This is a genomic window from Sphingopyxis sp. JAI128, assembly GCF_014207235.1.
GTDB lineage: Bacteria > Pseudomonadota > Alphaproteobacteria > Sphingomonadales > Sphingomonadaceae > Sphingopyxis.
In genome coordinates, this window is record NZ_JACHDA010000002.1 from 551,458 (window position 1) to 572,236 (window position 20,779).

General features: G+C 64.4%; 21 protein-coding genes. 11 read left to right on the forward strand and 10 right to left on the reverse strand.

The genetic code is table 11. The annotated features are described in order from the left end of the window. Positions 1–33: 33 nt before the first annotated feature. The 3 genes from surE (at position 34) to HDC35_RS06640 (ending at position 3,021) form a co-directional block, all read left to right on the forward strand. On the forward strand, positions 34–798 hold the full coding sequence (gene surE / locus HDC35_RS06630) for a 5'/3'-nucleotidase SurE (RefSeq protein WP_184644875.1): 765 nt from the start codon (positions 34–36) through the stop codon (positions 796–798). Between the two features lie 82 nt (positions 799–880). Then, entirely contained in the window at positions 881–1,957 is a 1,077-nt protein-coding gene (locus HDC35_RS06635) for a M23 family metallopeptidase (RefSeq protein WP_184644877.1), read from the forward strand. Next, positions 1,954–3,021 (forward strand): TrkA family potassium uptake protein, encoded by a 1,068-nt coding sequence (locus HDC35_RS06640; protein WP_184644879.1) that lies wholly within the window; start codon positions 1,954–1,956, stop codon positions 3,019–3,021. Before HDC35_RS06635 ends, HDC35_RS06640 begins: the two co-directional genes overlap by 4 nt. Here HDC35_RS06640 and HDC35_RS06645 read toward each other — a convergent pair. Continuing rightward, positions 3,018–3,347: a DUF423 domain-containing protein gene (locus HDC35_RS06645; RefSeq protein WP_184644881.1), complete on the reverse strand. Its 330-nt coding sequence runs from the start codon at positions 3,345–3,347 to the stop codon at positions 3,018–3,020. The two genes, HDC35_RS06640 and HDC35_RS06645, sit on opposite strands and share 4 nt — an antisense overlap. A gap of 92 nt (positions 3,348–3,439) precedes the next feature. Between HDC35_RS06645 and rimO the strand changes: the two genes are divergently transcribed. After that, complete coding sequence (gene rimO / locus HDC35_RS06650) at positions 3,440–4,810, forward strand: 30S ribosomal protein S12 methylthiotransferase RimO (RefSeq protein ID WP_184644883.1); 1,371 nt, start codon at positions 3,440–3,442, stop codon at positions 4,808–4,810. Positions 4,811–4,829: 19 nt separating this feature from the next. On the opposite strand, the gene HDC35_RS06655 is transcribed toward rimO, so the two are convergent. From HDC35_RS06655 to HDC35_RS06665, 3 genes are all read right to left on the reverse strand, one after another. After that, positions 4,830–5,684, reverse strand: a complete 855-nt coding sequence (locus HDC35_RS06655) for a hypothetical protein (RefSeq protein WP_184644885.1) — start codon at positions 5,682–5,684, stop codon at positions 4,830–4,832. A 123-nt stretch (positions 5,685–5,807) separates the two neighbouring features. Further along, on the reverse strand, positions 5,808–6,821 hold the full coding sequence (locus HDC35_RS06660; protein WP_184644887.1) for an inorganic phosphate transporter: 1,014 nt from the start codon (positions 6,819–6,821) through the stop codon (positions 5,808–5,810). Positions 6,822–6,836: 15 nt separating this feature from the next. Continuing rightward, a complete protein-coding gene (locus tag HDC35_RS06665; protein WP_184644889.1) occupies positions 6,837–7,961 on the reverse strand; it encodes a DUF47 family protein in 1,125 nt (374 codons plus the stop codon). Positions 7,962–8,156: 195 nt separating this feature from the next. Between HDC35_RS06665 and HDC35_RS06670 the strand changes: the two genes are divergently transcribed. Continuing rightward, on the forward strand, positions 8,157–9,692 hold the full coding sequence (locus HDC35_RS06670) for an NAD(P)/FAD-dependent oxidoreductase (protein ID WP_184644891.1): 1,536 nt from the start codon (positions 8,157–8,159) through the stop codon (positions 9,690–9,692). An 86-nt stretch (positions 9,693–9,778) separates the two neighbouring features. On the opposite strand, the gene HDC35_RS06675 is transcribed toward HDC35_RS06670, so the two are convergent. The 3 genes from HDC35_RS06675 to HDC35_RS06685 all read right to left on the reverse strand — a co-directional run bounded on the left by HDC35_RS06675 (position 9,779) and on the right by HDC35_RS06685 (position 11,768). Then, positions 9,779–9,961 carry a DUF3008 family protein gene (locus tag HDC35_RS06675; protein WP_184644893.1) on the reverse strand — a complete coding sequence of 61 codons (183 nt, stop codon included), beginning with the start codon at positions 9,959–9,961 and terminating at the stop codon, positions 9,779–9,781. Positions 9,962–9,984: 23 nt separating this feature from the next. Next, positions 9,985–10,812, reverse strand: coding sequence for an SDR family oxidoreductase (locus HDC35_RS06680; RefSeq protein ID WP_184645259.1), 828 nt, complete (start codon positions 10,810–10,812; stop codon positions 9,985–9,987). A 122-nt stretch (positions 10,813–10,934) separates the two neighbouring features. Next, a complete protein-coding gene (locus tag HDC35_RS06685) occupies positions 10,935–11,768 on the reverse strand; it encodes a DUF3298 and DUF4163 domain-containing protein (protein WP_184644895.1) in 834 nt (277 codons plus the stop codon). 55 nt (positions 11,769–11,823) lie between these two features. Here HDC35_RS06685 and HDC35_RS06690 point away from each other — a divergent pair, with 55 nt between their 5' ends. The 3 genes from HDC35_RS06690 (at position 11,824) to argC (ending at position 15,178) form a co-directional block, all read left to right on the forward strand. After that, positions 11,824–13,236, forward strand: a complete 1,413-nt coding sequence (locus HDC35_RS06690) for a M17 family metallopeptidase (RefSeq protein WP_184644897.1) — start codon at positions 11,824–11,826, stop codon at positions 13,234–13,236. A 75-nt stretch (positions 13,237–13,311) separates the two neighbouring features. After that, positions 13,312–14,256, forward strand: a complete 945-nt coding sequence (locus HDC35_RS06695) for an NlpC/P60 family protein (protein WP_311770727.1) — start codon at positions 13,312–13,314, stop codon at positions 14,254–14,256. Between the two features lie 4 nt (positions 14,257–14,260). After that, positions 14,261–15,178 (forward strand): N-acetyl-gamma-glutamyl-phosphate reductase, encoded by a 918-nt coding sequence (gene argC, locus HDC35_RS06700; protein ID WP_184644899.1) that lies wholly within the window; start codon positions 14,261–14,263, stop codon positions 15,176–15,178. 3 nt (positions 15,179–15,181) lie between these two features. Here argC and HDC35_RS06705 read toward each other — a convergent pair whose 3' ends face one another. Next, on the reverse strand, positions 15,182–15,397 hold the full coding sequence (locus HDC35_RS06705) for a hypothetical protein (RefSeq protein ID WP_184644901.1): 216 nt from the start codon (positions 15,395–15,397) through the stop codon (positions 15,182–15,184). A 171-nt stretch (positions 15,398–15,568) separates the two neighbouring features. Here HDC35_RS06705 and HDC35_RS06710 point away from each other — a divergent pair, with 171 nt between their 5' ends. Beyond that, complete coding sequence (locus HDC35_RS06710) at positions 15,569–16,912, forward strand: sorbosone dehydrogenase family protein (protein WP_184644904.1); 1,344 nt, start codon at positions 15,569–15,571, stop codon at positions 16,910–16,912. A gap of 50 nt (positions 16,913–16,962) precedes the next feature. On the opposite strand, the gene dnaN is transcribed toward HDC35_RS06710, so the two are convergent. Then, a complete protein-coding gene (gene dnaN / locus HDC35_RS06715) occupies positions 16,963–18,078 on the reverse strand; it encodes a DNA polymerase III subunit beta (protein WP_184644906.1) in 1,116 nt (371 codons plus the stop codon). A 172-nt stretch (positions 18,079–18,250) separates the two neighbouring features. Here dnaN and HDC35_RS06720 point away from each other — a divergent pair, with 172 nt between their 5' ends. Together HDC35_RS06720 and HDC35_RS06725 are read left to right on the forward strand one after the other, a co-directional pair. Then, a complete protein-coding gene (locus HDC35_RS06720) occupies positions 18,251–18,748 on the forward strand; it encodes a hypothetical protein (RefSeq protein ID WP_184644908.1) in 498 nt (165 codons plus the stop codon). Between the two features lie 341 nt (positions 18,749–19,089). Continuing rightward, a complete protein-coding gene (locus HDC35_RS06725) occupies positions 19,090–19,782 on the forward strand; it encodes an aspartate/glutamate racemase family protein (protein WP_184644910.1) in 693 nt (230 codons plus the stop codon). Here the strand turns inward: HDC35_RS06725 and HDC35_RS06730 are convergent. Further along, the gene (locus HDC35_RS06730) at positions 19,779–20,660 is read right to left on the reverse strand and encodes a LysR family transcriptional regulator (protein WP_184644911.1); all 882 of its coding nucleotides are present in this window, start codon (positions 20,658–20,660) and stop codon (positions 19,779–19,781) included. The genes HDC35_RS06725 and HDC35_RS06730 overlap by 4 nt on opposite strands. Positions 20,661–20,779: the final 119 nt, after the last annotated feature.

Here is a 20,779-nt window from a genome sequence, read left to right on the forward strand (position 1 = left end):
AGTCCGGGATGACGAAGAAAGAGAGACAGAAACGTGCGCATCCTCCTCACCAATGACGACGGTTATCACGCCCCCGGCATGGCCGTACTGGAGGCGATCGCGCGCCAGCTTTCGGACGACATCTGGATTTGCGCCCCGGCCGAGGAACAGTCGGGCGCCGGCCACTCGCTGACCCTGTCGCGCCCGGTGCGTATCCGCGAACATGGACCACGCCGCTGGTCGTGCAGCGGTACCCCTACCGATTCGGTGATGATGGCGATCGGCAAGCTGATGCCCGAAAAGCCCGACCTCATCCTCTCTGGCGTCAACCGCGGCGCGAACCTTGGCGACGACATCACTTACTCGGGTACCGTATCGGCGGCGATCGAGGGCGCGCTTGCCGGGATCCGCTCGATCGCGCTCAGCCAAGTTTACGCGAAGGAAGGCATGGGCGACAGCGTGTCGTTCGAGGCGGCGGAAATGTGGGGCGCCAAAGTGCTGCGTCCGCTGATGGATCACGACATGCCGCCGCGCACGCTGATCAACATAAACTTCCCCGCCCTTCCCGCTGCCGAGGTACAGGGCATTCGCGTCACGCGTCAGGGTTTCCACGATTATGGCCGCGGCTCGATCGTCGAAGGCACCGATCCGCGCGGTTATCGCTATTACTGGTTCGGCCTGCACGGCATCGAACACAGCCTTGGCCACGACAGCGATCTGGAGGCGATCGACGATCGCTATATCTCGGTCACCCCGCTCCAGCTCGACCTGACGCACGACGCGTCGCTCGCGGCGCTGCGCGGCGCCTACGGCGGCTGATCGGCACGCAAAAATCGAAATTTCTGTTCCATATCGGGACAGAAGCCTAGTCAGCCTCGCTCTGCTTTGGCAAAGAGCGGCCATGGGGGGCGTTAACCATCGTATCTGGCTGTTGTCGGGGGTATTTTTGCTCGTCGGCTGTATTCCCGCGGTCGACGCGCCGGCGCCGGCCTCGCGGCCCGCGCGCGAAGAGCCGCCGCCCCGCGAGGAGGCGGGGCGCGGAGATATCTTCGGCGGCGAGGTTGTCGGCGGCGACGCCAAACCGACCTGGACCCTGAAACACGTCACCACCAACGCCGTGCAAGTGGCGGCGGGAAACTATGTCGTCCGCCGTGGCGACACGCTGCGCGCGATCGGCGAAATGACCGGCGCGGGGTCCGAAGCGCTGGCGATCGAGAATGACCTAGCCCCGCCCTATATACTGCATCCGGGGCAGGAACTGCGCATTCCGGCCGGCCTCTATCATCGCGTTGCGGCGGGTGAGACCGGCATTGGCATTGCCGCCGCCTACGACGCCGACTGGGGCGAGATCATTACGGTGAACGCGCTCAGCGAACCCTATATCTTGCGTGTCGGCCAGCGGCTGTGCCTGCCATCCGATGCGCGGCCGGTGCGCGGCCCCGTCGATGTCGGCGCGCGCGCCGCGGCCTTCCGCCTCGACATCGACGACATCGCGACCGGCAGCCAGCCGGCGCTTGCCGCCAGCGGCAAGCCCGCCGCCGGGACCGCCGCGCCGCGCAAGCCCGTGACCACCGCGATCGCCGATCCCGCCTATTTCACCGGACGCTTCGAATGGCCGCTCCACGGCCCGATCCTCGCGCGGTTCGGCCCCATCGCGCCGGGCAAGGTCAGTGACGGGATCAATATCGCCGCGGCTGGCGGCACCCCGATTCGCGCGACGGCGAACGGTGTCGTCGCCTATGCCGGCGACCAGATCGGCGTTTACGGCGGGCTGATCCTGATCAACCATGGCAGCGGCTGGGTCAGCGCCTATGGTCATGCGGGACGGATCGACGTGAAGCGCGGTCAGACGGTGCGGATGGGCGACGTCATCGGCCGCGCTGGCGCGACGGGCCAGGTCCAGACGTCGCAACTCCATTTCCAGTTGCGCAAAAATCGCATACCTGTCGATCCGATGAAGCAATTGCCGCCCCGATGAGCCGCAAGCCGTCCGACAGGCGGAAGCTGCCGCACCAGTTTCAGTTGCTCAAGCGTGCCAGCAAATGGCCGGTCTGGGCCGACCTTATCACTCGGCTCGGCGTCGCCTTTCTGTTGATCGGCGTGGTGGTACTCGTCCACTGGATCGACCGCGACGGCTTGATCGATCATCATGACGGCCATATCAGCTTCCTCGACGTCGTCTATTTCACGATGATCTCGGTCACGACGACCGGGTTCGGCGACATCGCCCCGATATCGAACCGGTCGCGACTGATCGAAGCAGTGATCGTCACGCCGATCCGCATCGCGGTGCTCTTCATCTTCGTGGGCACTGCCTATAATTTCGTCATCAAACGCACATGGGAAAAATGGCGTATGGCCCGCATCCAGTCCAAACTCACAAACCATATCGTGGTGCTCGGCTATGGCGTCAGCGGCGGCGAGGCGGTGCAGGAACTGATCAAGCGCGGGACCGACCCCTCCTGCATTGTCGTGATCGACCAGTCGCCGGGCCGGATCAATGCCGCCGAAGCCGCAGGCTGCAACGTGCTCGAGGGCGATGCGTCGAACGACGACACGCTGGTCGATGTGCGGATTAACGAGGCGCAGTCGGTACTCGTCTCGGCGGGGCGCGACGACACGTCGATCCTGATCGTGCTCACCGTCCGCCACCTTGCCCCGCGTGTCCCGATCAGCGTAGTGATCCGCGCGCAGGATAACGAGCTGCTCGCGCGGCAGGCGGGCGCGAACAATGTCATCAACCCGGTCAGCTTCACCGGCCTGCTGCTCGCGGGATCGGCGCAGGGCGCGCATGTCGCCGATTATATGGCCGACCTCGCCAGCATCGGCGGCCGCGTCCAACTGCGCGAACGCCCGGTCGAAATCGGCGAAATCGGCCGCGGCCTCGATCAGCTATCGAGCGGCGGCCGCGGCCTGCGCGTCTATCGTGCTGGGAAACCCTATGGATTCTGGGAGCCCGAGGTTCAGCGACTCGAAGCCGGCGACCAGATCGTCGAAGTCGTGCGCTGCGAAGACAGCGAAGCGAGCGTTCCGGGCAGCTAAATCCGCCAGTAGAGCCAACCCGCCCACAGCCAGCCGATGATCAGCAGCCCGCCGCCGATCGGGGTCACCGCGCCCAGCCACCGCGGCGCTCCCAACGCCATCGCATAAAGGGTGATCGAAAAGATCGCCACGCCGGCGAGCAGCAAGATCGCCGGCCCGCGTGCGAAGCCCATGATCGCGAGCGCCGCGACCGCGTGGAGCAACTGATAGATGCCGCCAGTGCGCAGCCATTCGGCCTCCTGCGGCCCCGACGCGCCATGCGCGCCGAATGCGCCCGCGGCGACCGCCATCGCCGCCGAAATCGCCGCAAACGCCCCGATCGCCATCGCACTTATCCTTTCGTCCGAACCGCGCGCTCCATGCCCCGAAGCGCCGCGCGTGACAAGCGCCGCGAAATCGACTATGGGCGCGGCCAATCATGACAGTCAAAACCCTCCCCACCCAGCCGAAGGTCGGCATGGTTTCGCTCGGCTGCCCCAAGGCGCTCGTCGACAGCGAACGGATTCTGACCAAACTGCGCGCCGACGGCTATGGCCTCTCGCCCGATTATGCGGGCGCCGATGTCGTCCTCGTCAACACCTGCGGCTTCCTCGATTCGGCGAAGGAAGAAAGCCTTGAAGCGATCGGCGAAGCGATGGCGGAGAATGGCCGCGTCATCGTTACCGGCTGCATGGGCAACGAGGCCGAGGTCATCCGCGCGCGCTTCCCGAACGTGCTCGCGGTCACCGGCGCGCACCAGTACGAACAGGTCGTCGATGCCGTCCACGACGCCGCGCCGCCCACGCAGGGTCCGTTCATCGACCTGGTGCCCGAGGGCGGGCTGAAACTGACGCCGCGGCACTATAGTTATCTGAAGATATCCGAAGGCTGCAATCATAGCTGCTCCTTCTGCATCATCCCCGACCTCCGCGGAAAACTGGTCTCGCGGCGCATCGATGCGGTGCTGCGCGAGGCCGAAAAGCTCGTCGCCGCCGGAACGAAGGAATTGCTGGTCATCAGCCAGGATACTTCGGCCTATGGCGTTGATATAAAACATGAAAGTCGTATGTGGCATGGCGCGGAAGTTCGCGCCCACATGACCGATCTTGCGCGGCAACTTGGACAACTTCGGACCAGCGAAGGCCGCGCCCCGTGGGTGCGCCTCCACTATGTCTATCCCTATCCGCACGTCGATGCGGTGATCCCGCTGATGGCCGAAGGGCTGCTGACGCCCTATCTCGATATCCCGTTCCAGCACGCAAGCCCGAGCGTCCTCAAGCGCATGAAGCGCCCCGCAAACGAAGCGAAGGTGCTCGAACGGCTGAAGAACTGGCGCGCGGTCGCTCCCGACATTTCGATCCGCTCGAGCTTCGTCGTCGGCTTCCCCGGCGAAACCGAGGCGGATTTCCAATATCTCCTCGACTGGCTCGACGAGGCGCAGCTCGACCGCGTCGGCGCCTTCCGCTTCGAACCCGTCGCCGGCGCGCAGGCGAATGCCCTCGACGATCAGGTCCCCGAAGAGCTCAAGGAAGAACGCTACCAGCGCATCATGGCCAAGACCGCGGCGATCAGCGCCGCGAAGCTCGAAGCCAAGATCGGCCGCACGCTGCCCGTCATCATCGACGACGTCGGTGAGGCCGACGAAGACGGCAGCATCGGCGCGACGGGGCGTTCACAAGCCGACGCGCCCGAAATCGATGGCCACGTCTACCTCCGCGACGTCGCAGCAACGCTGAAAGCCGGCGATATCGTCGATGTCGAGATCGAGGACGCCGACGAGCATGACCTGTTCGGGGTGATCAGCGCTTAGGCATGTGCGGCCCCACCCTTCAGCGATCCGTGCGACCCTTGGGCCATTTCACGGCGTCATCGGGGCCAAAGGCATAGCATCGCCCGGACTGCAACCCGCCGGGTTCATACCAGACCGGCACGCATTGCGCGACGTCCTGCGGACCGATCCGACCCGACCGCACCAGCGCGGTACATAGGGCGAGGTCGCCTACGAAATAGGAGGCAACGACGCCGTTGCGGGCATCCGCATTGGCGTCGCCGGTGTCGGTGAACGCCGGAAGGTAGCGATGCGGGTCGCGACTGATCGTGTGCGATATTTCGTGCGCCATCGTGTTAATCGCACAGGCCTTGACCACCGGATTGGCGGACCGCCACCGGTCGAGCAGCGATCGACGAAGGCGTATGCGCAGCTTTCCGTCCCGCTCCATTCGGGTCGAAGCCCAGCCGGAACGCCAGGGGATTACCAAGGCTTCGACATAGGACATCGAAGCTTCGCCCGGGCTGACGATGGCGGCGACGCGTTCGCCGCTGTCGTAACCCAATGCCCCGGTCAGCCATATTTTGGAGTATTTTGCCGGCAATTGTCGAGCGTTGTCGCGGAAGGCATCCGACGTCATTTCAGTGATTGCCGCGCGAACCAGCGCATCCATGTCCTTTCGATCCCTATCGGACCACCCTGGCCCGACCGTGACATTCGGTTCTTGCGGACCTCCACTTTTTTTGATGCTGCCCGATGCGATGGGCAGTCCCACACCCTTCGGATCCTCCGGCGCGGCGATCTCGGCCCGAGCATGGCGCGGTTCGGGGAGTGCCATGGCGCCATTTGGCAATGCCGGCGGCCCTGAACATCCCGCTATGCCGATCAGGAGCAAACCCCAGCCGTATTTCTTCATGCCCCCTCCCGCCGCTGCGCGGATCGCAACCTAGCATGATGGCTATCATTTCAGCGTCGGATGGAAAAGATCGCATCGGTGCGACCTCCGGCGCGGACGTGAAACCGGAGCCCGGGCCTCCCGTCAGAACAACCGCGTAATGCTGTAAAAAGCCGCCGCGACGATCGCGCTCGCCGGGATGGTGATAAACCATGCCGCGACGACATTGCCCGCGACGCCCCAGCGCACCGCGCTGGCGCGGCGCGCGACACCGGCGCCGATGATGCTGCCGGTGATCGTGTGCGTGGTCGACACCGGGATGCCGAGCAGGCTGGCGGTGAACACCATGATCGACCCGCCGGTCGAGGCGGCAAAGCCCTGGTGGTGCGACAGTTTGGTAATGCGCCCGCCCATCGTCTCGATGATCTTCCACCCACCCGACAGCGTGCCCAGCGCGATCGCGACATAACAGCTGAACGCCACCCAGTGCGGCACATTGAATTCGCCCTGCAAATAGCCGGTCGAATAGAGCAGCACCGCGATGATCCCCATCGTCTTTTGCGCGTCGTTCAGCCCGTGGCTGATCGAATAGGCCGCCGACGAAAAGAGATGGAGATGGCGGAAGGTCTTTTCGGCGAATTTTGCGGTCGCCCGGTGCAGCGCCCAGCTGCTGACCAGCATCACCAGCATGGCAAGCAGCATGCCCAGCATCGGCGACAGGAAGATCGCGATGACGGTCTTGTTGAGCCCCGTCCATTCGATCCCCTCGAACCCCGCATGCGCAACGCCCGCGCCGACGATGCCGCCGACCAGCGCGTGGCTCGACGAGGAGGGAATGCCCTTGAGCCAGGTCACGACGTTCCAGAACATCGCCCCGACCAGCGCGCCGAACACCACCGCGGGGGTCACCAGATCCTTGTCGATGATCCCCTTGCCGATCGTCTCGGCAACCTTGTGTAGTTCGGGGAAGATGATCGACAGGAAATATGCGGCGAAGTTGAAGAAGGCGGCGAACAGCACCGCCTGCACCGGGCGCAGCAGCCGCGTCGCGACGACCGTCGCGATGCTGTTCGCGGCATCGTGCAGGCCGTTCAGGAAATCGAACGCCAGCGCCAGGATGACGAGGCCGACGAGGAGCGGGAAAGCGAGTTCGTGCATGGTGGACGCCCCCGCTTATGCGTGGTCGATAACCAGGCCGTCGATCTCGTTCGCAACATCCTCGAAACTGTCGGTGACGCGTTCGAGATGGCGGAAGAGTTCGCGAGTGATCAGGAAGCGCGTCGGGTTCGCCTCGCCATGTTCCTTGAACAGGCGCTTGAGGCCCGCCGCGTGGATTTCGTCGGCATGTCCCTCCATACGAACGAGCCGCTCGGTAAGTTCGTGAAGACGCGGGCCATTGGCCGAAATATTACGCAGCAGGGGCAATGCCTCGGCGGTCAGACGCGCGGCATCGACGATGATGCCGGCCATGTCGCGCATTTCGGGCTCGAATTCTGTGACATCGTAAAGGTCGACCGCGCCCGCGGTCTTCTGCATTTCGTCGATCGCATCGTCCATCGAGGCGATGAGGTCGGTGATCGCGCTACGGTCGAACGGGGTCAGGAAAGTACGGCGGACGGTCTGCAATACTTCGCGCGTGATCGCGTCGGCGTCATGCTCGCGTTCAATGATCTCCTGGACATGGTCGGCCATGCCTTCGCCGCCCTGAAGCATGCGCGACAACGCATTCGCCCCGGCGACGAGCGTCGCGGCATGGCTTTCGAACAGTTCGAAGAAATTTCCCTGTCGCGGCAGCAAACGCTGAAACCATGCGAACATCCAGCTAACCCCTGTCTTGTTTGCTACATTTTCGACCACTCCCCGCGGCTGGGCGGCGGCGCGAAAGCCGCTGTCGCCAAAGGAACGGATCAAGGCCTGTAAATCGGGCTCGTCGACTGCGGAGGCGGCGGCGTCGAACGCGAACCATTTGCGGTCGCGCTCGTCCATTTCCTTCCACTCGGCGAGTTCGTTGGTCACCGCGAGCGGAAAAACCTCGACATTGTACATGATCGACGCGCCGTTCGCGCGACGCTTGCGATACTCATAGCTGCCGATCGGCGTCGGACAGACCGCGCCGATCACGCCAGCCTCTTCCTCGGCTTCGACCGCCGCGGCGGCGTGGCGCGTCATGCCTGTCAGCGGATTGCCCTTCGGCACAACCCAGCGCTTCGTCTCGCGCGAGGTAATAAGCAGAATCTCGGTCGGACCATCCTGCGCGGGGCCGCCGAATCGATAGGGAAGAACCGCGATCTGGCGCATGAAGATCAATCCTTTCCTATAGTGGATGCCGCGCTATGGCAGAATGATGACAATGGGGCTTCGCCCCTATGACAATAATGTGACAGCCACAAGGGAAGCTGGCCTTCCGCTGCGATACTTCCATCCCTGTCAATTCGATTGCAAAATGCAACGCGGTGCGTAAGCTGGCGCCAAAGAGAGACGGGAGACGAGACGATGGCAGATACTGCGACGAGGGAACGTCCGGCGGACGCGAAAGCTGCCCCGGTGGATCAGGACGTCCTGATCGTCGGCGCCGGCATTTCCGGCATCGGCATGGCGGTACATCTCCGGATGAACTGTCCCGACCGCAGCTTCGCCCTCGTCGAACGCCGTGAACAGCTCGGCGGCACATGGGACCTGTTCCGTTACCCCGGGATCCGGTCGGACAGCGACATGCACACATTGGGCTTCGTCTTCGAGCCATGGAAGCATGAAAAGTCGATCGCCGACGGCCCTTCGATCCTCGAATATCTGAACCGTATCGTCGACGAACGCCATATCCGCGAACGCATCCGTTTCGACAGCAAGGTCGTCGGGGCAGACTGGGACAGCGCCGCCGCGCGCTGGACGGTGACGATGGAAGAAAGCACGGGCCGGACTTCGACGACGACGGCGCGCTGGCTTTATCTCGGCTCGGGCTACTACGACTATGACGAACCCTTCGATGCCCAGTTCGCGGGCCGCGAGGATTTCCAGGGCCAGATCATCCACCCGCAATTCTGGCCGAAAGATCTCGATTACAAGGACAAGAAGGTCGTGGTGATCGGGTCGGGCGCGACCGCGGTGACGATCGTTCCCTCGATGAAGGAAGCCGCGCACGTCACCATGCTCCAGCGCACGCCGACCTGGTATTTCATCCGTCCTGCGAAGGACGGCTTCGCCAATTTCCTGCGCAAGATCCTGCCCGAAGAACTGGCCTACAAGATCACACGCTACAAGAATGTGAAGTTGCAGGACATCAGCTTCCGCCGGGCGCGGACCCAGCCGCATAAGGTCAGGGATTTCCTGACCAAGAAATTGAAGGCGGCGCTGGGCAATCGCTATGACGAAAAGGCGTTCACGCCGCCGTACGACCCGTGGGACCAGCGGCTGTGCCTCGTCCCCGACGCCGATTTCTTCGAAGCAATGAAGGCCGACAAGGCTTCGGTGGTCACCGACCATATCGAAAAATTCGACGCGACCGGCATCCAGCTAAAATCGGGCAAGCATCTCGACGCCGATATCATCATCACCGCGACGGGGCTGAAGCTCGCGGTCGCGGGCAAGATTCCGGTTCGTGTGGACGGCGCGCCGGTCAATTGGCACGACCATTTCTATTACAAGGCGTGCATGTTTTCGAACGTCCCGAACTTTTCGGCCGTTTTCGGCTATCTCAACGCCAGCTGGACGCTCCGCGCCGACATCGTATCCGAATATGTCTGCCGCGTGCTCAACCATATGCGCGATACCGGAACCACGGTCGCGACGCCCGTCCTTGCCGATCCGTCGAGCCTTGAAGAGGAAAATGTCTTCGACTTTTCCTCAGGCTATATCCAGCGTTCGCTGCACATCATGCCCAAAAGCACGGCCACCCTCCCTTGGCGCCTCAGCCAAAATTATGTGCAGGACCGGATCGACATGCGCACGGGCGCGATAGCGGACGGCGTTTTGACGTTCGGTCACGCCAAAGCCGCGGCGGCGGCGCCAGCCGAACTCGAAGCGGCTGAGTAATATTCGTCATTGCGAGTGAAACGAAGCAATCTAGGGCTGGCGCAAACCGCTCTGGAATTGCTTCGTTCGCAATGACGGCGGTGATATCAATCCGCGTGTTCGGGCTTGCCTCTGGTCGATCCCTTGGCAAAATCCGTGAGCTGCTTTTCGGTCATGCTATCGATCATTTGCTTAGATGCACCCTTCAGCTTCGATTTGGGTGTTTCGCCGCGCTTGGCGCTGAGCGCGGCGCCAGCGGCCTTTTGCTGCGCTTTCGATTTGGCAGGCATCGTCCTTCTCCTTTGCCGCCCCGCTATCCGTTAACGATCGTGCCGCCATTCGGATGCAGCACCTGACCCGACATATAGCTGCTGTCGTCGCAAGCGAGGAAAAGGAAGCAGGGCGCGACTTCGTTGGGTTCGCCCGGTCGTTTCATCGGCGTACCTTCGCCGAAGGTCGCCACCTTTTCGGCCGGCGCGCCGCCACGGGGATTGAGCGGGGTCCAGATCGGCCCCGGCGCAACGCCGTTCACGCGAATGCCCTTTTCCACCAGATTTTCGCTGAGCGAGCGGGTGAAGGCCGTGATCGCGCCCTTGGTCGCGCTGTAATCGAGCAGGCCCTTCGACCCCTGATACATGGTGACGCTGGTGCAATTGACGATCGCCGAACCTTTTTTGAGATGCGGGAGCGCCGCCTGCACCAGATAGAACATTCCGAAGATGTTGGTCGCGAACGTCTGTTGCAGCTGTTCGGGGCCGATATCGCGGATGTCGGCGGCGGGGTGCTGTTCGCCGGCATTGTTTACGAGGATATCCAGTCGGCCGAGTTTATCGACCGTCTGCGCAACGATCCTTTCGCCCGCCTTGGGCTTTCCGACATCGGCCTTGATCGCAATCGCGCGGCGGCCTTCGGCTTCGACGATCGCCGCGGTCTCGACTGCGTCAGACCGGTTTTCAAAATAGACGACCGCGATGTCGGCGCCTTCGCGGGCGAAGAGCGCACAAACCGCCCGCCCGATGCCGCTGTCGCCCCCGGTCACGATCGCCACCTTTCCGGCAAGCCGTCCCGATCCGGGGTAGCGCGGTTGCCATTTGGGCGCGCGGGCGAGGTCCGCCTCGCGGTCCGACGGCGGATCGGCGATCGTTTTGGTGGCGCCGACGTCGCGCCGCAGTTTCGCGGCCGCGCTTTGCTTGCCCTTCTTTTCCTTGCTGCTTTCGCCGACCTTGCCGGCTTTAGGCTGTTTCGCCACGGTTCGTTCTCCATTCAATTGATGGGCAGGAAATCGCGCGCAAATTCGTCCTTGACCGCCTTGGCCAGCGCGCCGGTGATTGGGACATTGATCTTGTAGCTGCCCTCGGCAAAGGGGCCGACCTCGTAGGGGGAGATCGCAATCGTCAGGCGATCGAGATAGCGGCCATCGGACGATCCCAGCCAGACGGTCTGCGCCGAAGCGGGCGGACATTTGGCGAAGGGGCTGTCCGGCGCGTCGTCGGCAACGATGCCCTTGGCCGCCTTGGCGCGCTTGATGCCGGCACAGAAGGAATCGCGGATCGCGGCGTCGAACGCCTCGCTGCTCTTGAACAGGTCGAGCGGTTTGCGCTGCTTGCGACGGTTGCGATCCCATATCAGCGTGTCGAAACTCTTCATACCGTGCGCGCCGCCCATATAGGTTTCGATTTCGGCGGACAGGCTGAGGAAGCGCGGGGTGTTGGTCACGCGTTGCCAGCTCTGAAGATGGCTGTGGCGACGATAGGGGAAACCGCCCTTTTCCGCCGCAGCCTTGTCGCGCCTCGCGGCCGCAACGAGCGCGTCGCGCTTCGTCGCCCGGTCGCTGTTGAGGAACGCTGCGAGCTCGGGGATGGCGGCCGCATCGCGCGGATAGGCGTAGGTAAACTCAACCAGATCGTCGGTTTCGTTCACTTTTGACGCCGGAGCGCTTTTGGCGGCAATATGGGCCGGCCCGTCGGGGGGGGCGCCGGGAACAGATGCCGCCGCGACCATTTTCTCGGTGGTCGGCTTGTCCTCGGAACATCCCGCCAGCAGCATGGTGGCGGCCAGGGTCGCAATGGCGTTTCGCCAAGTCTTTTCGTTCGTCATGCCGGCACAACGCAAGGAATCGACAAAATATCCCTGGCGGCCTAGCACCACGGGTATGATAGACTATTCCGACATGATCCAGCCCGACAAGGGACAGGACGCCCGCGCGATCCATCTGGTCGACAAGAAGAGCTATGACGAATGGCTGAAAAGCCGCAGTGCACGCGAGCGCGCGCATCTTGCGGCCGTCGGCTTCAAACCCGACGCTTTCGTCCACGCGATCCTGCCTGGCGACGATCCCGAAAAATGGGCGGTCGTCACGACCGTTGCGAACGTCGAGAGCCTGTCGGCTTGGTGCCTTGCGAAGCTGGGACAAATCTTGCCCGAAGGCCATTATCGCGTCGAAGGCCGGCAGCCGGGCAAGGCCTTGTTCGGCTGGATGAGCGCGCAATATCGCTTCGACGCTTATAAATCGAAGCCGCCGACCAAGGGCCCGCGTGTCCTGTTGACCACCGACGTCGGCGCGATTGCGCCGATGGTCGCCGAGGTCCGCGCCGTTGCGCTCGTCCGCGACCTGGTGAACACTCCAGCCGCCGACATGGGGCCCGCGGCGATTGAGAAGGCGGCCGAACGCATCGCCAAGGCGCACGGCGGCACGCTGACCGTCACCAAGGGCGAAGCGCTCGAACAGGGCTATCCCATGATCCATGCCGTCGGCCGCGCCGCGGCCAAGCATCACGCCCCGCGCCTGATCGAGATCGAATGGGGCAAAGACGGCCACCCGCGCGTCGCGCTGGTCGGCAAGGGGATCAGCTTCGACAGCGGGGGACTCGATATCAAGCCCGCGGCGGGCATGCGGTTGATGAAGAAGGATATGGGCGGCGCCGCGCATGTCCTCGCGCTCGCCGAACTGGTGATGGCGAGCGGGCTGCCGATACGACTCCACTGCCTTGTCGCCGCCGCCGAAAACGCGATTTCATCCGATGCCTTCCGCCCGGGCGACGTGCTCAAGAGTCGGCTCGGCCTGACGGTCGAGATTGGCAATACCGATGCCGAAGGCCGGTTGGTTCTGGGCGATGCGCTGGCGAAGGCGGGCGAAGCCAAGCCCGAATTGATCGTCGATTTCGCGACGCTGACCGGCGCAGCGCGCGTCGCACTGGGTCCCGACCTGCCGCCGCTGTTCGCTAACGACGACGCGCTCGCCGACGCCATGCTCGCGGGCGGGATCGAACGCGACGATCCGCTATGGCGGATGCCGCTGTGGGATGGCTATGCCGATCTGCTCGAAACCGACATCGCCGACCTCGGCAATGCGGGCAGTTCGCCCTTCGCCGGATCGATCACTGCCGCCCTGTTCCTTAAGCGCTTCGTTCCCGAAAATGCCCTGTGGGCGCACCTCGACACCTTCGCTTGGCGCCCGTCGGCGAAGCCCGGGCGCCCCAAGGGCGGCGCCGCGCTGGGGCTGCGCGCGGCGTGGGCAATGCTTCAGTCGCGGTACGACCGGCGCGGAAAAATCGAACATTCTTGATCAAGCGGGTCTTGCTGGTCTAATGGCGCGCGATTGTCCGCACCATGCGGGCCTCGGGTTTCAACAGGACGGCCAGTGATAGCAGAAAGCGGCGAGAATTCAGCGACCAATCGCGTGCGCATGGGGCGCCCCGGTGCCGCCGGTGCTGGCCGCAACCGTTTCGGCCTCACCGGTGCGTCGCAGGCTTTCGATCCGCGCGTCGTCGCGATCCGTCCCGATCTCGCCGACATTGCCGTCGCCGGGACGCATTTCGCGCCGCATTATGCCGCACCGATGATGCGCAGCGGCGTGCTGCCGGCAACGGCGCTGCGTGCCACCCCCTCGGTCGATGCCGACATGACGAGCGAACTGCTGTTCGGCGAAGGCTTTGCGCTGCTCGACCTCACCGGCGGCTGGGCCTGGGGATATTGCCTTTCCGACCATTATGTCGGCTATCTCGCGGCCGATGCGCTGGCCGGGCCGATCGCGCCGACACACTGCGTCGCGGCAATCGAGGCGATGTTGCACAGCGCACCCGACGCCGCCAGCGGCGGCCCGGCCATCCTGCCGCGCGGCGCGCTCGTGATGGGCGAACCCGAGGGCGAGTGGCTCGCAACGTCGCATGGCTATCTGCCGCTCGCGGCGCTTGCCGATGTCGGCACGTCCGATAAGGACCCCGCCGGCATCGCCGAGCAGATGGTCGACACCCCCTATCTGTGGGGCGGGCGGACAATGACGGGCATCGACTGTTCGGGGCTCGTCCAACTTGCCTGGGGTGCTGCCGGCGTCCCGCTGCCACGCGACAGCGACCTGCAATTCGCTGCGCTCGGCGCAGACAAGAATGTCGATCCAGCGAGCCTCGCGCGCGGCGACCTCGTCTTCTTTCCCGGCCATGTCGGCATCATGGCCGACGAGCGGAATATCATCCATGCCAGCCGACGATGGATGGCGGTGAAGGTTGAGCCGCTGGCCGACGTCATCGCGCGTTCGGCCGCAAAGGACCATGATCCGCCGGTGAGCGGATATAAAAGACTGCGATAACATCATGACACAGACGGTTTTCATCGACGGCGCCGCCGGAACGACGGGCCTCGAAATCACCGAGCGGCTTGCCGGGCGCAGCGAATTTACGCTCATCGCGCTTCCCGATGCCGAACGCAAGGACGCGGCGCGGCGAGCCGAAGCGCTGAACGGCGCCGATTTCGTCATCCTGTGCCTGCCCGATGCCGCGGCGATCGAAGCAGTCGCGATGATCCGCAACGATCGCACCAAGGTGATCGACGCATCGACAGCCCACCGCGTTGCGCCTGACTGGGCCTATGGCTTTCCCGAACTGAGCATGGCGCAGCGCGAGGCGATCGCCGCCTCGACGCGTGTCAGCAATCCGGGCTGTTATCCGACCGGCTTCCTCGCGCTCGTCGCGCCGCTGGTCGCCGCGGGGGTCGTCCCGACGGACATGCGGTTCAGCGTCAACGCGGTGTCCGGCTATTCTGGAGGCGGCAAGGAATTGATCGCTCGCTTCGAAGCCGAGCCCGACATCGGCTTTCGCAGCTACGGCCTGTCGTTGAACCACAAACATGTGCCCGAAATGCAACAGGGCGCCGGCCTTGCCTACCCCCCGCTATTCGCTCCGGCAGTGGTGCCCGTCTATCGCGGGATGCTCGTCGAGGTGCCGCTCAGCTTCGATACGCCGACCGCCGACGCGGCCTTCGACACGCTCGCGGCGCATTTCGACGGGTCGCCGCTGGTCAGCGTGCGGCGCGGCGATGAGAGCGAATTGCTGCTCAGCCAGAAGGATGCGGCGACCGACCGGATGGAACTGACCGTCTTCGCGGACCCTAGCGGCCGCCAGCTCCGCCTTGTCGCGCGATTCGACAATCTGGGCAAGGGTGCAAGCGGCGCCTGCGTCCAGAACCTCAACATCATGGCGGGTTTGCCCGAAACCGCGGGTCTGCGGCTCTAGCGCCTAATGCACCGTGTCGAGGATATCCTCGACCGACAAATAGGTGATCAGCCGTTCGATCTGGCGCCAGCGCGCGAAATGGATGTGATTGCCGAGTACCCGATATTGTTCGGCGCGCGCCGCAGCGGCAAAACCCGCTTCTTCGCCATGCAGATTAATGAGTGCATGAGCATCCTCGACCGCGGCGCGATCGGCAAGGAAAGGGGCTGGCAGGTGCATCGGGTTCCTGGTCCGTTGGTGTGGCCCGCGTGATAATCCCCACCCCTTCACCGTCGCGTTCCCAACCGTGATGAACAAGCAGGTAAGGTTAACCGTGCAGGCTCCATCCCTAACCTGTTTCGCCCGCACCCACCCCTTTGACGCCGCGCCGTGCCCGTGTAGACAGTCGCAATGCGCAAGATCCTGAAATATGCCGCCCTCGCCCTGTTGCTGCTGCTGATCGCCGGCGGCATCGCATTTTATGTCATGTCGCGGCCCGATGTCGCGCGCTTTTCGACCGCCGAACTCAGCGGTCGGGTGCCGGTGATGGCGTCGCAGCGGACCGAGACATTTCCGACGATCAACGTGCCCGAGGCGACAAGCTGGCCCGCCGGACAGGCGCCGCGCGCCGCGCAGGGGCTGGCCGTGGCGCGCTTCGCCGAGGGGCTCGACCATCCGCGCACCATATTGGTTCTGCCGAACGGCGATGTGCTCGTCGCCGAATCGCAGAGCCCGCCGCGCGACACATCGGGGGTCGAGGGCAAGATCATGAGCAGCCTGATGGGCAAGGGCGGCACCGGCCGCCGCCCGTCGGCGAACCGGATCACCCTGCTCCGCGACGCAGACGGCGACGGCGAGGCCGAGGTCAAGACCGCCTATATCACAGGGCTCAACTCGCCCTATGGCATGGCGCTGGTCGGCTCGACGCTCTACGTCGCCAATACCGACGCGCTGCTCGCCTTCCCCTATGTCGCGGGCGAAACGAAGATGAGCGGCAAGCCCGCCAAGATCGTCGACCTGCCCGCCAAGGGCACCAACCGGCACTGGACCAAGAGCCTTGCCGCCGCGCCGAACGGCTGGCTCTATATCGGCGTCGGCGCCGACTCCAACATCGGCGAAGCGGGGATGAACCGCGAATTCCGCCGCGCCAGCGTGCTCGAGGTGCGGCCCGAGAATAAATATATGCGCACCTTCGCCGCCGGCATCCGCAACCCCGTTGGCCTCGGATTCTATCCCGGCAGCGACCGGCTGTGGACCGTCGTCAACGAACGCGACATGCTCGGCAGCGACCTTGTCCCCGACTATATGACCGACGTCGCCGAGGGCGATTTCTACGGCTGGCCGTGGTATTATTGGGGGGGCTACATCGACCCGCGCGTCGAACCCGAGGCCGAGGATCGGCGCCAATATGTCAAGCGTCCCGAATATGGCCTCGGCGCCCACACCGCGCCGCTGGGCTTCACCTTCACCGAAGGGCTTAACCTTGGCGATCGCTGGGCGAACGGCGCGCTGATCGCGCTGCACGGATCGTGGAACCGCGAACCCGTGGCCGGGTACAGCGTCGTGTTCGTCAAGTTCGGCGCGAACGGCAAGCCCGTCGACGCCCTGCCCGTCACCCTGCTCGACCGGTTCCTGGCCAAGGACGGGAAAACCACCCGCGGCCGCCCGGCCGACGTCAAGGTTGCGAAGGACGGCAGCGCGCTGGTCGCCGACGATACCGGCGGGGTGATCTGGCGGGTCGCGAAGGCCGAATAAGAAAAGGCCCCGCAATCGCAGGGCCTTTTTCATTTGCCGTTTGAAGGTCCTCAGACCCGCATCGGCATCAGCACATAGAGCGCCGGGCTCTTTTCGCTTTCGCGGATCAGCGTCGGCGCATTGGCGTCGGCAAGGTGGAGTTCGACGCTGTCGCCGTCGACCTGGCCCAAGATGTCGCTGAGATAGCGCGCGTTGAAGCCGATCTCCATCGCGTCGCTGTCGTAGCCGGCGGCGAGTTCTTCGGCGGCGGTGCCGTTCTCGGGGCTGGTCACCGAGAGGGTGATGCGGTCCTTGTCGAGCCCGACCTTGACCGCGCGCGTCTTTTCGCTGGCGATGGTCGAGACGCGATCGACACCCTGGAACAGGCTCTTCGGGTCGACCTTGAGCAGCTTGTCGTTCGCGGTCGGGATGACGCGGCTGTAATCGGGAAAAGTGCCGTCGATCAGCTTCGAGGTCAGGATTGCATTGCCGAGCTGGAAGCGGACCTTGCTCGCCGACAGGCTGATTTCGACATTGCCTTCGGCCTCGTCGAGCAGTTTGCGGATCTCGGTGACGCATTTGCGTGGCACGATGACGTCGGGCATCGATGCGGCGCCGTCGGGGCGCGTCACCGTGTAGCGCGCGAGGCGGTGGCCGTCGGTCGCCGCAGCTTTCAGCACCGGGCCCGAGGCATCCTCGGCGACATGCAGGAAAATGCCGTTGAGGTAGTAGCGCGTTTCCTCGGTCGAGATCGCGAAGCGCGTCTTGTCGATGATCTGGATCAGTTCGGCAACGGGCAGTTCGAAATTGGTCGGCAGGTCGCCTTCTGCGATCACCGGGAAATCGTCGCGCGGCAGCGTCGGCAGGTTGAAGTTCGAGCGGCCGGCCTTGACCTGCATCTTGCCCTCGGCGGCGGCGAGGCTGACTTCCGACCCCTCGGGCAGCTTGCGGGCGATTTCGAACAGGGTGTGTGCCGAAACCGTCGTCGTGCCCGGCGTTTCGACCTTGGCCGCGATCGTTTCGACGACCTGCAGGTCGAGGTCGGTCGCCATCAATTTGAGCTGGCCCGACGCATCGGCTTCGATCAGCACGTTGGAAAGGATCGGGATCGTATTGCGCCGTTCGACCACCGACTGAACGTGGCCGAGGCTCTTCAACAACACTGCGCGTTCGATCGTCGCTTTCATTCTAAATCCGCCATCCCTGTATGTGCCGCGGGAAAAGTCCCTGAGGGACAGACCATCGGAGGCGATTCGTGCCCCGATTCTGGCCCCTGAAAATGTCCACCTTCCTTAACGCACGCACCGCATCGCGCAAGCCATGCTTGCAAAGCATCCCCAATCGCGCAAACGAGGAGCGATGCGGCGCTGGGCCACTCTTTTCCTCATGCTGACGGCGGTGCCCGCAGCAACGCTTGCGGCCGCCCCGACCGCGCTCGGCATTTTCGACGGCTGGGGCGCGTTCCGCGATCCCGCCACCCCGCGCTGCTACGCCCTCGCCGCCCCCTCCGCGACGATCGGCACGCCGCAAGTGAAAGCCTATGCCAGCGTCGGCTATTGGCCGAAGTCGCGTATACGCGGCCAATTCTATGTCCGCCTGTCGAAGCCGCGCGCGCCGGATCGCGACCTGCGCCTGACGATCGGCAGCCGCCACTTCATCCTGACCGGCAACGGCACGCATGGTTGGGCCAGCGACCCGCGCATGGACGCGGCGATCGTTGCCGCAATGCGGTCGGCGCCGAGCATGAGCGTCGAAAGCGGGACCGCCGCCGGCGGCGCGATCGCCGACACGTACCGGCTGCGCGGTGCCGCGACCGCGATCGATGCAGCGGCGCTGGGTTGCGCGAAGCTGCGCTGAGCCGGTTTCGGGTAATGGCGGATTTCTGCCGAACTTCACTCGCGATTCGTGTTTTCCCTTCCCCTTCGTCGCGCCGGGCCCGACCAGCCATCCAGCGTCCGCCGATGCCGCGCACGGATTCCGGATCAAGTCCGGGGTGACGAAAGAAGACCAAAAGGCACTTTCACGAAACGGCGGAAAACTGCGCAACTTCACTCGCAAATCGCATCTCGTCGCGCGCGCCGGGCGAGGCCGAAGCCCGACTGTTGCCGTTGGCAGGAAAGCTGTGTCGCAGGTCATTGCCGGTCAGGCTAGACCGGCGCCATATTGTAGGACAGCGATTTCGGGACGGACCTGACGCGATGAAAACGATCGGCCTGATCGGCGGTTTGAGCTGGGAAAGCTCGGCGCAATATTACCGCCTGCTCAACGAAGCTGTGCGTCAGCGGATGGGCGGGCTCCATTCGGCTCGCGTCCTTCTGCTGTCGCTCGATTTCGCGCCCATCGCCGAATATCAGGCGAGCGGCGACTGGGACGTGCTCGACACCCAGATGGCGGACGCGGCCCGATCATTGGCTGCGGGCGGCGCCGAACTGCTGCTGATCTGTGCGAACACCATGCATCTTTGCGCAGAAGCGGTCGAGGCGGCGACACCCGTACCGCTGCTGCACATCGCCGACCCGGCCATCGCCGCGATCAAGGCGGCGGGATTCGCGCGCGTTGGCCTGCTCGGCACGGCTTTCACGATGGAAAAGCCTTTCTATACCGCGCGGATGGCAGCCGCGGGGATCGAGGCGATGATCCCCGGCGATGCCGATCGCGCGATCGTCCATGGCATCATCTATGACGAGCTGGTGCAAGGCGTGATCCGCGACGCGTCGCGCGCCGAATATCGCCGGATCATCGCCGCGCTGGTCGCCGGCGGCGCCGAGGCGATCGTCCTCGGCTGCACCGAAATCATGCTGCTGGTCGGCGAGGCGGACAGCCCCGTCCCGTTGTTCGACACGCTGGCACTGCACGTCGATGCAGCGGTCGAGGCAGCCTTGGCCGCCTAAGTCCGGGCGAGCTTCGTCAATTCGGCGGCGAGGAAATCGAGCACGAGCCGGACGCGGGGAACGTGGCGCAGCCGTTCATGGGTGAGCAGCCACAGCCCCGTCGTATCTTCAGCCTTGGGTGGGATGCAGCGGATCAAATCGGGTTCGCGGTCGGCGATGAAGGCGGGCAGGATCGTGAGCCCCATGCCCGAGCGCACGCCCGCCAGCAGCCCGGTGCCGGTGTCATATTTCATCACCACCGACTCTTCGAGCCGATATTGCCGCAGCCACGCCTGATAGGGTTCCCAGACATAGCCGCCGCCGCCGATGAAGGGGTGCGTGGCAAGTTCCTCACGCGTGTGCGGGATGCCGTGCAAATCGGCATAGTCGCGGCTGCAATAGACGGTCCACGGATTGTCCGCGATGCGCCGCCCGACGAGGCCGCCGCCGCTCGGCTGCTTGCTGCTGCGGATCGCGATGTCCGCCGCGCCGGCCGCAAGGTCGCGCGGCTCGTCTGCCGTATCGAGCTGGATGTGGATGCCCGGATGCGCGACGCGCAGGTCGCGCAGGATCGGCGGCAGGATCGTCACCGCAAAGATTTCCATCGTCGTCAGGCTGACCGTTCCCCCGGCGTCGCGCGATCGCGCGCCCGCGGCCTCGCCGAAACGGTCAGCGGCATCGCGCACCGCCATCGCGCTCGCCATCATCGCCTCGCCCACCGGGGTCAATGCGTAGCCGGCCTGCCGGCGTTCGAACAGGTTGAGCCCCGTAGCGTCCTCGAGCGCCGCGATACGGCGCGCGACGGTGGTCTGGCTGACGCGCATCGATTGCGCCGCCGACAGCGTGCTGCCGGTTTCGGCGACGGCCAGAAAGGCCTTCAGGTCGTTCCAATCATACATGACGCCTTGTGCGACATAATGCGCGGGCGCTCATTCTGCAATTTTGCAGAATGGTCGGGCAAACTCGTTGCTCCCGCCGCACCTGCCGATCCCTTATCCCTGTGTCACCGGCTTCCTCC

What these genes read in the sequence shown, in the direction of transcription:
- HDC35_RS06635 (WP_184644877.1), top strand. Translation starts at nt 881, where the DNA reads ATGGGGGGCGTTAACCATCGTATCTGGCTGTTGTCGGGGGTATTTTTG.
- HDC35_RS06640 (WP_184644879.1), top strand. Translation starts at nt 1,954, where the DNA reads ATGAGCCGCAAGCCGTCCGACAGGCGGAAGCTGCCGCACCAGTTTCAG.
- HDC35_RS06645 (WP_184644881.1), bottom strand. Translation starts at nt 3,347, where the DNA reads ATGGCGATCGGGGCGTTTGCGGCGATTTCGGCGGCGATGGCGGTCGCC.
- rimO (WP_184644883.1), top strand. Translation starts at nt 3,440, where the DNA reads ATGACAGTCAAAACCCTCCCCACCCAGCCGAAGGTCGGCATGGTTTCG.
- HDC35_RS06655 (WP_184644885.1), bottom strand. Translation starts at nt 5,684, where the DNA reads ATGAAGAAATACGGCTGGGGTTTGCTCCTGATCGGCATAGCGGGATGT.
- HDC35_RS06660 (WP_184644887.1), bottom strand. Translation starts at nt 6,821, where the DNA reads ATGCACGAACTCGCTTTCCCGCTCCTCGTCGGCCTCGTCATCCTGGCG.
- HDC35_RS06665 (WP_184644889.1), bottom strand. Translation starts at nt 7,961, where the DNA reads ATGCGCCAGATCGCGGTTCTTCCCTATCGATTCGGCGGCCCCGCGCAG.
- HDC35_RS06670 (WP_184644891.1), top strand. Translation starts at nt 8,157, where the DNA reads ATGGCAGATACTGCGACGAGGGAACGTCCGGCGGACGCGAAAGCTGCC.
- HDC35_RS06675 (WP_184644893.1), bottom strand. Translation starts at nt 9,961, where the DNA reads ATGCCTGCCAAATCGAAAGCGCAGCAAAAGGCCGCTGGCGCCGCGCTC.
- HDC35_RS06685 (WP_184644895.1), bottom strand. Translation starts at nt 11,768, where the DNA reads ATGACGAACGAAAAGACTTGGCGAAACGCCATTGCGACCCTGGCCGCC.
- HDC35_RS06690 (WP_184644897.1), top strand. Translation starts at nt 11,824, where the DNA reads ATGATAGACTATTCCGACATGATCCAGCCCGACAAGGGACAGGACGCC.
- argC (WP_184644899.1), top strand. Translation starts at nt 14,261, where the DNA reads ATGACACAGACGGTTTTCATCGACGGCGCCGCCGGAACGACGGGCCTC.
- HDC35_RS06705 (WP_184644901.1), bottom strand. Translation starts at nt 15,397, where the DNA reads ATGCACCTGCCAGCCCCTTTCCTTGCCGATCGCGCCGCGGTCGAGGAT.
- HDC35_RS06710 (WP_184644904.1), top strand. Translation starts at nt 15,569, where the DNA reads ATGCGCAAGATCCTGAAATATGCCGCCCTCGCCCTGTTGCTGCTGCTG.
- dnaN (WP_184644906.1), bottom strand. Translation starts at nt 18,078, where the DNA reads ATGAAAGCGACGATCGAACGCGCAGTGTTGTTGAAGAGCCTCGGCCAC.
- HDC35_RS06720 (WP_184644908.1), top strand. Translation starts at nt 18,251, where the DNA reads ATGCGGCGCTGGGCCACTCTTTTCCTCATGCTGACGGCGGTGCCCGCA.
- HDC35_RS06725 (WP_184644910.1), top strand. Translation starts at nt 19,090, where the DNA reads ATGAAAACGATCGGCCTGATCGGCGGTTTGAGCTGGGAAAGCTCGGCG.
- HDC35_RS06730 (WP_184644911.1), bottom strand. Translation starts at nt 20,660, where the DNA reads ATGTATGATTGGAACGACCTGAAGGCCTTTCTGGCCGTCGCCGAAACC.